The 13,871-nt window shown below is 48.5% G+C and carries 11 protein-coding genes; 7 read left to right on the top strand and 4 right to left on the bottom strand.

The window, feature by feature from the left end; genetic code table 11:
- Window positions 1-3: 3 nt before the first annotated feature.
- Together ACYVF1_RS04735 and dnaA are read right to left on the bottom strand one after the other, a co-directional pair.
- Window positions 4-978: a GNAT family N-acetyltransferase gene (locus ACYVF1_RS04735; protein WP_461076128.1), complete on the bottom strand. Its 975-nt coding sequence runs from the start codon at window positions 976-978 to the stop codon at window positions 4-6.
- 127 nt (window positions 979-1,105) lie between these two features.
- Window positions 1,106-2,512 (bottom strand): chromosomal replication initiator protein DnaA, encoded by a 1,407-nt coding sequence (gene dnaA, locus ACYVF1_RS04730; protein WP_461076126.1) that lies wholly within the window; start codon window positions 2,510-2,512, stop codon window positions 1,106-1,108.
- A 425-nt stretch (window positions 2,513-2,937) separates the two neighbouring features.
- On the opposite strand from dnaA, the gene ACYVF1_RS04725 reads away from it, so the two are divergent.
- Window positions 2,938-4,257, top strand: a complete 1,320-nt coding sequence (locus ACYVF1_RS04725; protein ID WP_461076124.1) for a methylmalonyl-CoA mutase family protein — start codon at window positions 2,938-2,940, stop codon at window positions 4,255-4,257.
- A 14-nt stretch (window positions 4,258-4,271) separates the two neighbouring features.
- Complete coding sequence (scpA, locus tag ACYVF1_RS04720) at window positions 4,272-6,413, top strand: methylmalonyl-CoA mutase (RefSeq protein WP_461076122.1); 2,142 nt, start codon at window positions 4,272-4,274, stop codon at window positions 6,411-6,413.
- Window positions 6,414-6,452: 39 nt separating this feature from the next.
- Here the strand turns inward: scpA and ACYVF1_RS04715 are convergent, their stop codons facing one another.
- Window positions 6,453-7,529: a Gfo/Idh/MocA family protein gene (locus tag ACYVF1_RS04715; protein WP_461076120.1), complete on the bottom strand. Its 1,077-nt coding sequence runs from the start codon at window positions 7,527-7,529 to the stop codon at window positions 6,453-6,455.
- Window positions 7,530-8,044: 515 nt separating this feature from the next.
- On the opposite strand from ACYVF1_RS04715, the gene ACYVF1_RS04710 reads away from it, so the two are divergent.
- From ACYVF1_RS04710 to ACYVF1_RS04700, 3 genes are all read left to right on the top strand, one after another.
- Window positions 8,045-8,266 (top strand): hypothetical protein, encoded by a 222-nt coding sequence (locus ACYVF1_RS04710; RefSeq protein WP_461076118.1) that lies wholly within the window; start codon window positions 8,045-8,047, stop codon window positions 8,264-8,266.
- 126 nt (window positions 8,267-8,392) lie between these two features.
- Window positions 8,393-9,550: a pyridoxal phosphate-dependent aminotransferase gene (locus tag ACYVF1_RS04705; protein WP_461076116.1), complete on the top strand. Its 1,158-nt coding sequence runs from the start codon at window positions 8,393-8,395 to the stop codon at window positions 9,548-9,550.
- A 171-nt stretch (window positions 9,551-9,721) separates the two neighbouring features.
- The gene (locus ACYVF1_RS04700; protein WP_461076114.1) at window positions 9,722-11,044 is read left to right on the top strand and encodes a serine hydrolase domain-containing protein; all 1,323 of its coding nucleotides are present in this window, start codon (window positions 9,722-9,724) and stop codon (window positions 11,042-11,044) included.
- A gap of 116 nt (window positions 11,045-11,160) precedes the next feature.
- Here ACYVF1_RS04700 and ACYVF1_RS04695 read toward each other — a convergent pair whose 3' ends face one another.
- Window positions 11,161-11,574 carry a Cif family virulence factor gene (locus tag ACYVF1_RS04695; RefSeq protein WP_461076112.1) on the bottom strand — a complete coding sequence of 138 codons (414 nt, stop codon included), beginning with the start codon at window positions 11,572-11,574 and terminating at the stop codon, window positions 11,161-11,163.
- Window positions 11,575-11,578: 4 nt separating this feature from the next.
- Here ACYVF1_RS04695 and ACYVF1_RS04690 point away from each other — a divergent pair, with 4 nt between their 5' ends.
- The gene (locus ACYVF1_RS04690) at window positions 11,579-13,015 is read left to right on the top strand and encodes a sensor histidine kinase (protein ID WP_461076110.1); all 1,437 of its coding nucleotides are present in this window, start codon (window positions 11,579-11,581) and stop codon (window positions 13,013-13,015) included.
- Window positions 13,016-13,118: 103 nt separating this feature from the next.
- On the top strand, window positions 13,119-13,859 hold the full coding sequence (locus tag ACYVF1_RS04685; protein WP_461076108.1) for a LytR/AlgR family response regulator transcription factor: 741 nt from the start codon (window positions 13,119-13,121) through the stop codon (window positions 13,857-13,859).
- Window positions 13,860-13,871: the final 12 nt, after the last annotated feature.

Below are 13,871 nucleotides of genomic sequence, written 5' to 3'. Positions count from 1 at the left end.
TTTTCATCTCTTCCTGATACGTAGCAAGGTTCGCAATAGTGGATGCAGACGGTTCCAGCGTACTTCCCAAAACGGTTTTTTAACCGCACCAAAGCTCTTATAAAACGCTCGAATAGATTGTTTTTCAGGGCTTTCGAAATCTAATAAATAAGGTTTACCAACGTAGCGCCTTCCAGCGTGTTCCTGAATGAGCTGGTCAATTAATAGCGTTCGGGCATTCCCTTTTCGACCGCCTGTCGAAGCTGCATTGAAGAGATAAATAATCCGATTCCCTTCTCGAACGAATAAAGCACCGGCTTCGATACGTCCGTTTTGCATTGCATAACGTATCAGGGCTACGTTCCGCTTTTGCAAAACTTCTGTCAAATTTTGTAGGATTTCATACGCCCACTCGCCTACGCCACCGGGTATACCAGCCGCGTGGTTTTTACGGAATAAATCAAGTAGCGGAGTACTATCTGTTGATTCCACTACGTGCCAGTTAGCCTTTTGGGCACGTATCAGATTCGTTTTTCGGTCGGCGGTATAGTTTTGATAAACTGTCTTGTAATCAGGTGATAAATGAAGGATGTGTGTGGATAATTGCTGAATGTTGTTGATAAGTTTGCTATCTATCTCCTGCCCTAAACGTAGCACCGCTCCGTAACGAAAATACTTTATCAGCATTTCATAAAATGGTTGAAAATCCAACGTAGCGTTACAACAGAAAATAGGCAGAAACTGGCAGAAGAAGGGTTGGTGTACTACCCAGGCCAACGTAACGCCAGCTACCTGTTTCCGACGTAGCGGAACCGCCATAACTGCCTGATACATATTGACTTTATCTAGAAAGACAATACCGACCCACTTCCAGTTCGGAGCAGGTAACACAGCGTCCAGATACCATGAATACCCGTAAACGATACGTTGCGACGATGCCATTACACAAGCGTCCCAGGCGGTATCATCGATTTCATGACGACGTAAAATCTTCAGCATAGAACATGCTGACGTCGGAGTGCATGGAAAGTATCGTTTTGGGGCGCCGACAGGCTCTGGCTGTCGGGATTGCTGGAGGGGTTATAGCTACCCAATTAGTCGCTGGCGCGGCTTAGACGGCCGGAGCCTAAAACTGCGCTTTCAGCTTTTCCATGATATCACGCGTTTCGGCGTGTTTGGCCACTAAGTCGCTGATTGTCTGGATAGCGTGAATGACTGTACTGTGGTCACGGCCGCCGAAATGGTAGCCAATGGATTTGAGAGAGAGGTCCGTTTTTTCTTTAGCCAGGTACATAGCGACTTGTCGGGGATGTACCAGTTCACGTTTGCGACTTTTAGCCTTCAAATCGGCAATCGTCACATTGTAGTAATCGGCCACAACTTCCTGAACGCTGTCAATCGTCACTTCGCGGTCTGAGTCGACCACAATATTACGTAGCGTTTGTTTCGCCAGCTCCAGGTCGATGTCGCGCCGGTTGAGCGACGCCTGTGCCATCAGCGACACAATTACACCTTCCAGTTCACGAACGTTGGTATTTACACTATGGGCCAGATATTCGATGACATTATCATCAATGTAAATGCCTTCAGTCTGTAATTTTTTCTGAATAATGGCAATCCGTGTTTCTAGGTCAGGCGTCTGTAAATCAGCCGATAAGCCCCATTTAAATCGCGAGAGCAGACGATCTTCCAGCCCGTCCAGCGCTCTCGGAGCCCGGTCGGACGTCATAATAATCTGCTTACCCGACTGGTGGAGGTGGTTAAAAATATGGAAGAAAATTTCCTGCGTTTTCTCTTTCTTCTGCAGAAATTGCACGTCGTCGATCACCAGTACGTCAACCTGCATATAGAACGACGTAAAATCGCGGATGCCGTCAGTACGTACCGCGTTCAGAAACTGATTTGTAAACTTCTCCGACGTAACGTAAAGAACAAATTTATTCTGGTTGTTATTCTTGATAAAGTTGCCAATAGCCTGCACCAGGTGCGTTTTGCCCAGCCCAACGCCACCATAAATCATAAGCGGATTGAAGGAAGTAACACCCGGCCGCTCGGCCACCGCGAATCCCGCCGAACGAGCCAGCCGGTTACAATCACCTTCTACATAATTGTCGAACGTGTAACTCGGATTCAGGTAGGAATCCAGCGAAAGCGAATCGAGGTCTTTGAGCTGAAACGGGCTTTTCAGTATGTCAGGATTGACGTTGTCGGGCTTCGACGTCTGTGGTGTTTTTGTGGTTGGTACGTTGACCGTGAGGGGCTTGTTCTGTTCGTTTCCTTTATCGACAATGATAGAATATTCCAGCTGCCCATCGCGCCCGATGGCCGTATCGAGGGCTTTACGCAGCGCATGTACAAAGTTATCTTCAATGAATTCGTAGAAGAATTCACTGGGCACCTGAATCGTAAGCACATTGCCCGTTAAACGCAACGGCACAATTGGCTCGAACCAGATGTTAAAACTGTGTTCGGGTACTATTTCCCGGATAACATTCAGACAGCGACTCCACACCGTCATTACCTCACGCTGCATGCCTGACTGAAATATTACACGTGTGAAGATGAAGAAAGTACATTTAAGGTCACGGTTGAGGTTGCCGAAAAAGGGAGGCAAATGTAGGAATTATCTAGCCAGCTCAGGCAGGTTTTGCTACGTTTTTTTTATAAAAACCATAAGTTGGAATCGAACTGTGAGGTTAATGTTAAGTTAAAATTAAGTGATTCAAATGGAACGTCAAGGGATAATTAAAATCCCTTCGAATAATGCAACGGCGATGGCTCAGAACCGAAAAAAATGCGGTTTGTCTCCCGAAAAAAGAAAAAGGCGTACTTTTAAGGCTTCAGGCTCTGCATCAGTTTTACTGGTATCGTTGACTTAACAATTGGCGCAATCTGGTATAATTAATTACCCTCGAGACGCATAACACATTAATATACATACAATTAAGCATATAAAGGATGGAGCCGTTTTCGTCATCGACATTCCCGCCCGCCGATACGTCTTCCTGGTATAGACAGGTTCAGCAGGAACTTAAAATCGACAACGCCTACGAAACGCTACGTTGGCACACGGCAGAAGGATTTACTCTTGAGCCATACTACAATCTCGACGATCTAAAACAACTGCCTCTGGATACGATTCAGTCGGCTCAGAAACAAACGCCCGGCTGGCTTAACACACCAGAATACGTAGTGACCGATGAGAAAAAAACCAACGCTCTGTTACGTGACGTAGCGGCTCGTGGTGCCGATGCGTTTCTGCTCTCGTTGAATGAAAAGGTTGATTTATCGCGACTGCTAAACGGCATTAAACTGAGCGAAACGCCCGTTCTTTTCCGGTGTCAAACCGAATCAATGGATGTAATTGAGCTGGTGCAACAACTGAAAACGGTGGCTCCGTATCAACTAAAAGGCGGCTTGTTACTATCAGACAATAATCCTACCGCAGAAGTAACTCGCCTGACCACCGATTCGCCCCAGTTCCGCACAGTTTACGCCGGCAGTCATCAATTCCATAATGCGGGTGCTACCGCTACTCAGGAACTGGCATTTACACTCGCTTCTCTGGCCGATACGTATGATAAACTTACGGATGTTGGCCTGCCGGTTGAGCAACTTATTGCTAAAACTATTCTGTCGGTTTCGGTCGGCACCAGTTATTTTCTTGAAATCGCCAAACTCCGCGCACTTCGGGTTCTTCTCCAGCGTTTTTTCGGGCATTATTCATCAACTAGTATTCATCAGCCATTCATCCACGCCCAAACCTCTACGTTCTACGACGCTACTGCTACGTCTTATACCAACCTGCTACGTGCCTCTACTGAAGCTATGGCCGCTGTTATCGGTGGCTGCGACGCATTGACGGTGCATCCTTATGATACCGTTCGCGGGGAACGTAACGATTTTTCGGAACGTATCGCCCGAAACGTATCGCTTTTGTTAAAAGACGAAAGTCAACTAAGTAAAGTGGCCGATCCATCGGCGGGGGCGTATTACGTGGAAACTGCTACGTATAAACTGACCGAAAACGCCTGGAATTTATTTCTGGATGTTGAAAAACAAGGTGGTCTGGCAAAAGCGTTTGCCAGTGGATATGTTCAAGGTGAAATTGAGCGGGCATATCAGGCAAAAGTGGAAGCCGTTCGGCAGGGAAACGTACTAGTGGGGGTAACGAAATTCCGGTCGGAAGATGGTCAACCGGAGGTCACATCGAAATCAGTTTCTTCCGACTCAACAGGTCAATTACCGAATCGACGTCTGGCGGAGGTGTTTGAATAAATTCGTAACGTATCATGAGACCCGATTTCACGCGTAATTCAGATCTGACTAACGTAACGCCCGACGCCGATTTGCAGCCGGATCAACGTAGTACGTCTTTTACTACGTCCGAAGGCATCAAATTGAAACCTCGTTTTTCAGCTATCGATGCTGATTTAGAACGTATTACGTCATTACAAGCTGGTATTCCACCTTTTTTACGTGGCCCCTATGCCAGCATGTACGTCCGCCAGCCGTGGACGATACGTCAGTATGCGGGTTTCTCGACAGCCGAAGAATCGAACGCATTTTACCGGCGCAATCTGGCTGCCGGACAGAAAGGTTTGTCCGTCGCTTTCGATTTAGCCACGCACCGGGGCTATGATTCGGACCATCCGCGAGTAGTGGGCGACGTAGGAAAAGCGGGTGTTGCCATTGATTCGGTTGAGGACATGAAAATCCTGTTCGACCAGATTCCGCTTGATCAAATGTCGGTGTCGATGACTATGAACGGAGCCGTTATTCCGATCATGGCTTTTTTCATCGTAGCCGCTGAGGAGCAGGGCGTTCCGCCGGAAAAATTGTCGGGAACGATTCAGAACGACATTCTGAAGGAGTTTATGGTACGTAACACGTACATCTACCCGCCCGAGCCGTCGATGCGCATTGTGGGTGATATTTTTGCGTATACATCCCGGCACATGCCAAAGTTCAACTCTATCAGTATCAGCGGATATCATATGCATGAAGCGGGCGCTCCCGCCCATCTGGAACTTGCCTACACCTTGGCCGACGGCCAAGAATACATACGTACCGGCCTTCGCGCGGGCATGGGCATCGACGAGTTTGCGCCCCGACTGTCGTTTTTCTGGGGCATCGGTATGAATCATTTTATGGAGATTGCCAAACTGCGCGCTGGCCGATTGCTGTGGGCCAACATCGTGAAACAATTCGAGCCCAACAATCCGAAGTCACTGGCGCTACGTACCCATTGCCAGACATCGGGCTATAGCCTTACCGAACAGGACCCGTTCAATAACGTAGCACGAACCACCATCGAAGCGCTGGCAGCGGTACTTGGCGGTACGCAAAGTCTGCACACTAATTCGCTGGACGAAGCTATCGCCTTACCAACCGATTTCTCGGCACGTATTGCCCGAAATACGCAACTCTATCTACAACACGAAACGGACGTAACGCGCGCCGTTGACCCCTGGGGCGGGTCATACTACGTTGAGTTTTTGACGAAGGAACTAGTCGACAAAGCCTGGGCTCTGATTGAGGAAGTGGAGCAACTGGGCGGTATGACCAAAGCCATCGAAACCGGACTGCCTAAACTACGTATCGAAGAAGCAGCGGCCCGCAAACAAGCCCGTATCGATGCGGGAAAGGACATTATTGTCGGCGTAAACCGCTTCCAGCCCGAAACAGCAACCGAGATCGAGCTTTTGGAAGTCGATAACCAGGCCGTTCGGGAAGCGCAGATAAAACGCCTGCAGGACGTAAAAAGAAAACGAAATCAGGAGAAGGTGGAACAGGCGCTGGCAGCCTTGACAGAAGCGGCTACGAAACCCACGCCCGGATCAAATCTGTTAGCTCTCGCTATCGAAGCGACTCGGCACCGCGCTACGTTGGGTGAAATTTCTGACGCTATGGAAAAAGCTTTTGGCCGGCATAAGGCCACTATTCGGGCCGTATCGGGTATTTATTCAGCGGAAGTTTCGGACGATGAGAACTTCCGGCTGGCGCGTGACATGAGCGATCGTTTTGCTGAACTCGATGGTCGCCGACCACGCATTCTGGTAGCGAAAATGGGGCAGGATGGTCACGACCGGGGTGCTAAAGTCATCGCAACCAGTTTTGCTGATCTTGGCTTCGATGTCGATATGGGCCCGCTTTTTCAAACGCCTGCCGAAGTTGCCCGGCAAGCTGCCGAAAACGATGTGCACATCGTGGGCGTGTCCAGTCTGGCAGCTGGTCACAAGACGCTGGTGCCCCAACTTATTGAGGAGTTAAAAAAAATCGGACGCGATGACATTCTCGTCATCGCAGGCGGTGTGATTCCGGCGCAGGATTATCAGTATTTATACGATGCTGGTGTGAAAGGCGTATTTGGACCCGGAACGGTCATTTCGGTGGCGGCACAGAAGATTCTGGCGGAGTTGATGAAAAGCTAATTTATAAACCGCACCAGCAGCCGGTGCGGTTTATAAATTTTAAAACTTCACCGGCAGCCCCGTTCGAGTTGATTCGTAAATGGCCTGGAAGAGCGCAACCACTTTCCGGCCATCTTCGCCCGTTACCATCGGTGGCCGACCAGCGCGGATGGCATCCCGAAACTCGGCTATCTGCACACCGAAATAGTAGACCGTGGCGTCGATGGTATTGAAAAAGGCAGTGTCTTCGGCTACAAACTCGGCCAGCTTATTCTCTTCACCCGGAACCGTCCAGAGGTCATTGACCGGCGGGTCGGTAATGCTCGACATTCCGGCAATAAACAAAGCGCCCCCGTCGGTCTGTACACCCACCGATCCACCGTTTTCGCCGTGAACGTGGACTTTCCCGAAAATACCCGGCTTCTGCGAATTGCTAACGATAATGTTACCCAGACCGCCGTTTTTGAACTTCACAATCGCCAATGCGGTATCATCTACTTCAATGTAGGGGTGATTCAGATTCCGCCAAACCCCATATACCTCGTCAATATCACCCATGTACCACAGCAATAAATCCAGTTGGTGTGGCGACTGGTTGACCAGCACTCCACCCCCTTCATCGGCCCACGTACCGCGCCAGGCATCGCTTTTGTAGTATTTTTCGTCGCGCCAGCCCAGCATCTGAACAGTTCCTAATACGGGTTTACCAATTTTCCCCGAGTCGATGGCTTCACGCATACGCATGGAAGGTGCATAAAACCGACGCTGGCTAATGGTACCCAAATAGCGATTATTACGTTTAGCGGCTTCAATCATGGCGTCGCAGTCTTCGAGAGAAGACGCCAGCGGCTTTTCAACCAGTACGTGCGAACCGGCATTTAGAGCCGCAACGGTAGGTTCACGGTGGGCTGGGTGCGTTGTACAAACCAAACAAAGGTCGACGTTTTCCCGGTCGACCATATCACACACATCGCTGTAAGCGCGGATATTGTAGTGATTGGCAAATTCTTCCGCTTTCTGATACGTCCGGCCATAAACAGCAACCAGTTCAGTTTCGGGTGTTTGCAAAACGGCTTTAGCGTGCAGATGCGCCACTTTACCGGGACCAATGATGGCAACGCGAAGGGGTGTTGGCATTGGGAATTTAATAGTCAATAGATAATTAAAAATGTAAAATGCACAACGCAAAATGGACTGGCTAATGCCGCTTTCATTATCCATTTTACCTTGTTTATGTAGAACTAAAAGCAATCGAAACTCAGCCCCTACCCGCAGGCCGAGCCCTATGCTACGTTCCGTTCCGCTTTCAGAGCCATTTTTGCTCAAATCTGCGGACGTAGCGTACTGCCATTACGTTAGCTTGTTTAATAACGCGCGAAGATAGGCATTCATAAATTTTGAATTAAAACCAGAAAATATTTACCTAAAACTTAAGATTTGTTTTATTATTTGCTCACCAGATAGAATATTATAAAGGTTACTCAAAAATATAACAGAATACTATTTGGTATTCCTCGCAATGACCTATATTTGATTCATTAAGCTTTAGTACAACAAAATCTCTTCATGACCTGATTACTCACTGGCCGCACTTGTGGAGTAGTTCAGATACCATTAATCGCGGGCAGCAACTCAACTGCGCTGCGAGTAAAATGAAATCGGTCGATGACCATTTTTCATACCAAATACTGACTGTCGAGTCGACGACGATGCCTGCTACGTCGGTCAGCATTTTTGAATACCCGATATTATTTTCACTACACCGCCTGATGTGCGGTTTATACCTATTGCGTTACACCTGGTTCGTTCGGACGATTTTGAATCGGGCGGCCAGTATTCAGCATCGTTTCGAGCGGCCAGGCGTACGTAATTGATAGTGCCTTTTTTCAAAATGCTAAATCAAGTTCATGACGTACTATCAGGAGCTATACAAACTCGACAAACCGGAATTTTAGACAATAAATTGGGAAACGATTTTACAACTTTCATCAAAAAAACTCATGAATTTCAACCGTCGTAATTGGCTAAAAAGCAGCCTGATGATGAGCGCCGGAGCCGTAACAGCTCCATCACTATTGTCGCATAATGCATATTGTGAGCCCTGGCTCGATGCGCCCGAACTGGCACTATCCACGCCACCCAAGGGAGGTGTGCTTAAAGCTCGGCTGTCGGCAAATGAGAACCCGTACGGCCCATCGCCAAAGGCATTGAAAGCTATTTCAGAAGCAGCCAGCGACGGATACCTGTATCCTTTCAACTATGCCGGCCAGCTGAAAAAGATGATTGCGGAGCAGGAAGGCGTATCGGAAGAGCAGATTCTGCTAGCTCCGGGTTCGGGTTCTTTGCTGGTAGCGGCTGCCATGTATTACAGCTACAAGAAACCGGGTGGCAGTATTATTTCGGCCGATCCTACGTATGAGCAATTGATGAAAGCGGCCGTGCAACATGGCTCGAAGTGGGAAAAAGTGCCCCTCACGGCTGGAAATTACGACCATAACCTGGCCGAAATGGAAAAACGGGTGGGCGACAACACCAGCCTGATGTACGTCAATAACCCCAACAACCCAACCGGCGTCACCATCGACCCAGTCGCGCTACGTGCCTTTGTCGACCGCGTATCGGCCAAAAAACCCGTTTTTGTGGACGAAGCGTATATCCACTACACCAGCGATCCGAAGAAGTTTTCGGTTATCGAAAACGTGAAGAAAGGACAGGACGTATTGGTGGCTCGGACGTTCTCGAAAATTTACGGCATGGCCGGTTTACGGCTGGGTTACCTGGTTGGTCAGCCTGATACGTTGGCGGAAATCAGCAAATGGGGCGGTGGTCCTGGTGGCCTTACCATGACCACGCTACGTGCTGGTCTGGCCTGCTACACGGATGAAGATTTCATCAAGTTTTCGCTCAGCAAAGGTCTGGAAGCCAGAGAGTTTCTGTACAATACGTTAAAGACCAACGGCTACACGTATCTGCCATCGGGCACGAACTTCGTACTTTTCCCGATTCGGATGAAGGGCGAAGATTTCGTGAGCCGGATGATGGATCAGAGCGTGAGCATCCGCCAATGGAAATTCGACGGACAGTACTGGTGCCGCGTAAGCCTCGGAACCATGCCGCAGATGCAGGCATTCGCCGACGCGCTAAAAGTGGTTTCATAAGATTACGTAACGTGGGTTTCTTCCTGCGCAATTAACGACGTAGTAGAGCTTGTCTCTGCTACGTCGTTTTTGTGTCAATACGCGCCAAAACAACGTAGCACGAATGGCAAAGCGTATCATGAGCAACTAATCATTAACTTTCCGGTCAGTTCTCTCCTAACGCTTAACTTCATGCTTCTCAAGTCTACGCTACGTTCCTGGCTGTATATTATAGCCACTACGTTGTCGGTTTATGCGCAAACCGCCACCAAACAAAATCCTCCGCTTTTAACGCAAGCCGCCCCCGAAACCGTCGGTTTCTCGGCTGAACGACTTAACAAGCTCGATGGTCTGATTCAGTCGTATATCGACAAAGGCGCATTTCCGGGTGTTGGTGCCATCGTGGTACGTAACGGCAAAATCGTGTATTACAAATCGTTTGGTAAGGCCGACCTCGATGCCGATAAACCACTCGCCAAAGATGGCATTTACCGCATCGCGTCGATGACCAAAGCCATTACGTCGCTGGCCGTGATGATGCTGCACGAAGACGGCAAAATCATGCTCGACGATCCCATTAGTAAATACATTCCGGAGTTCGCCAAACCCGTTGTGCTGGATAAGTTCAACGAGAAAGACAGTACGTATACGACCGTTCCGGCCAAGCGGGAAATCACGGTACGTCACCTGCTTTCTCACATGTCGGGCATCAATTACAACGTGATTGCCAGCGATCCCCGGATGCGGGCGATTTACACCAAAGCGGGCGGAATTATTGACGCCTTTACGACCGACAATGTCAAAATTGGAGATATGGTGAAGAAGCTGGCTAAACAACCGCTGAACCACCAGCCCGGCGAAAAATGGACGTACGGCATGAGTATCGACGTACTGGGCTATCTGGTTGAAGTGGTTTCCGGCATACCGCTGGACCAGTTTTTCCAGACACGTATTTTCGAGCCGCTGGGCATGAAAGACACGTATTTTTATCTGCCTGATTCAAAAAAAGATCGACTCGTACCGCTGTATTCCGAGGGCAAAAACGAGAAGAAGTTAGTAAAACTGGCTGCGGGTAATGGTTTAGCTGCTGACCCAAATTATCCGATTAATGGTGCTAAATCGTATTTTTCGGGCGGTGGCGGTTTGTCCAGCACCGCATACGATTACGCCATTTTCCTGCAAATGCTGCTCAACAATGGCGTCTATAACGGAAAACGGTTACTGAGCCGCAAGGGTGTTGATTTATTCACCAACAGCAACCAAACCGATACGTTGTTCCCATCACCGGGAAATTACTTCAGCTTAGGCTTTGAAGTGATCGGTGAAAAAGGCCACTCGAAAGATTTGAACAGCATCGGTACGTTCTCGTGGGGCGGTGCTTTCAGTACGCACTACATTGCTGATCCGAAAGAGAAAATCGCTATAGTCCTGATGAAACAAATGTGGGGCACTACGTATGGCGGTGAACTTGATCGCAAATTCGACGTACTGGTGTATCAGGCGCTGGATGATTAACACATTATGAGTTTATTGTCATGCTGACCGGTCCGCCGGTCAGCATGACAATAAAACTACTTCACCACTACCAGTTTCCCGTCGGCGTAGGTTTGTGTAGTAAGGGCCGCAATTTTCTATTGGCCTGACTGCTTTTGCAGAACAAGTAAATCGCTCCCTTTATTGATACCAGTTGGTAACTCCCAACTGCTTGTTTGACTGACCCAGGCCATATTGCCCTGCACATTTATACGGAAATCGGAAACGCTATGTTTGCCTTTAAAATCATTCGGATCGTTTTTCATGTGGTTTCCAACCATGTGCGTCATAGCCTCCCACCCACGAGCCATAATAAGCTGACCTTCAACCGTATGAACCTGATAAAACAAGTCAGGTGATTTCATAAAATAGGCAGCAAAGCCATTCAGATCTCGTTTGGCGAAAGCGTCGAAGGACGTAGTGAGAACCGTTTTAATGGCAGCTTCTTCACCCGATTGCTGAGCGAACGTAACGGTTGTTGCGGTGGTCAGATTAACCAAATGGCTTTCCATAACGATGGCGATGATTGTCGGCTGTCTGTTGCTGATGAGTTTGTATACCTTATTTCAATATTACCTCAACCGGGACCGGGCTTATTTATACTACGCACTTTACGCGGGCGTCGCTTTCTGCTGGATTGTGAAATTTGCCGATAGTCGTCTGGCTTTGGGGTTAGCCCCCACTGCCTTACCCCAACTGTTTCACCCCAGCTGGATATCCATATCCTATTCGGTTAGCTTCTTTTATGCCCTTTTTCTATCAAAACTATTGAACCTCCACAGCGAACAGCCCATGGTGTGGCGAGTTGTTCGGGTGCTCATGGGCGTACTGATCATTCAGCAGGTAATGGCTATCAGTGAGCTAGTTACCGGCCCATGGTTCACGTACAATACGTATTATCTGTTCAGTGATTTATCGGGTGTTGTTACGGGCTTAATCCTCACTATAGCGACAGCTCGCAGCCGGAGTCCGATGAAATCCTACTTACTGATAGGCGGAATTGGGCTATTCTTCATCTCGATTTCACCCCTACACGGTTTTTTATGGTTCACCCACGTATCAGAGGAAGCCCACGAATTTGTGAATTATCCGCCTTTTGCTATGGCCTTGGGCACACTAATTGAGCTGTTTTGCTTTGCGCTCGCCCTTGCCTATCGAAGTCGTTTGGTTGAGCTGGAAAATCTATCTCTACACGCTACGTATACGCAGGAATTGGAAGACAAACTGGCGCAACGAACCAGAGAGATTCAGGAACAGAGTCGCCTGCTGAAACAGCAACGTATCAGACAGCTTGAACTGGGTTTTGAGCAAAAACTGGCCGAAACTGAAATGTCCACGTTACGTGCCCAGATGAATCCGCATTTCATTTTCAATTGCCTGAATTCTATAAAACTCTACGCTACGGACAACAACGCCAAAAAAGCAGCGGAATACCTCACCCGATTCAGTCGATTGATTCGGCTTGTGCTGGAAAACTCTCGTTCCGAACGTATTACGCTGCAAAACGAACTCAATGCACTGCAACTCTATCTGGAGATGGAAGCCATGCGTTTTAAGGATAAACTTCATTTCCAGATCGACGTAGCGGCATCGATCGACACTGAATTTGTGGAAATACCCCCTTTATTGCTTCAACCTTACGTCGAAAACGCCATATGGCACGGATTGATGCAAAAGCACGAAGGCGGCCACGTAACGGTACGTGTTGAACAACCCGAAATTGACCGCCTACGGGTAATCATCACCGACGACGGCATTGGTCGGGCGAAGGCTGCCGAACTGAAAAGTAAGTCGGCCACGCCCAAAAAATCGTTCGGTATGAACGTAACGAGTGAACGTATTGCCCTCATTAACCAGTTGTATCAAACCCAAACCCGGGTCCAGATTCACGACTTAACCGACTCCGAAGGCCAACCCGCCGGAACCGAAGTTGTGCTGGAGATACCGGTATAAATCGGACCGCCGAAGCGGAGCGAAAGAGTGAAAGAGCAAAAAAAGCTCTGGCACAGGTTCGCTCTTTCACTCCGCTTCGGCGGTCCGATTTCGCTCTTTAGAAATGCTCAAAGCCATTATTATCGACGATGAACCGGATTGCGTGGAATTGCTGGCTCGCGAGTTAGCGCAGAATTGTCCGCAGGTACAGGTAGTAGGTCGCTCGACCAACAGTGAAGAGGGATTGCGGCTGATTCAGATTCTGGAGCCCGACGTCGTATTTCTGGATATTGAGATGCCACGAATGAATGGGTTTCAATTGCTGGAAAAGATCGGTAAGATTCCGTTCAGTCTGATTTTCGTGACGGCTTACAATGAGTTCGCGGTCAAAGCGTTTCGGTTCAGCGCACTGGATTATTTATTGAAGCCAATTGATACGTCGGATTTGCAGGAAGCGGTTCGAAAAGCCGAACACCATCAACGCGTGGATAGTCAGCAGCTGGATTTGCTCAAAAGTCAGTTTCACAGCCAGCGCTTAGCCGAAAAGATTGCGGTTCCTTATCAGCAGGGAGTCATTTTCCTGCCCATCAACGAGATTATTTACTGCGAATCCGATAGTAATTACACCAAAGTTGTTGCTACGCAGAACCGCTACTATTTGCTCACCCGTACGCTACGTGAGGTTCAGGAAGTTTTGGAAGAACGAAACTTTCTACGGATTCATCGTCAATACGTTATCAATCTCGATCAGATTAAGCTCTTTATGAAAGGCGAAGGCAGCTACGTTGTTATGGCTAACGAAGTCAGCATTCCGGTAGCTCGCAATCAGAAAGAAAAATTGGTGCAGCGGTTTGGCTGGTTGTGAAATCAACGTAGT

The organism is Spirosoma flavus, from assembly GCF_054778555.1.
This window is presented reverse-complemented; position numbering and strand designations above follow the sequence as displayed.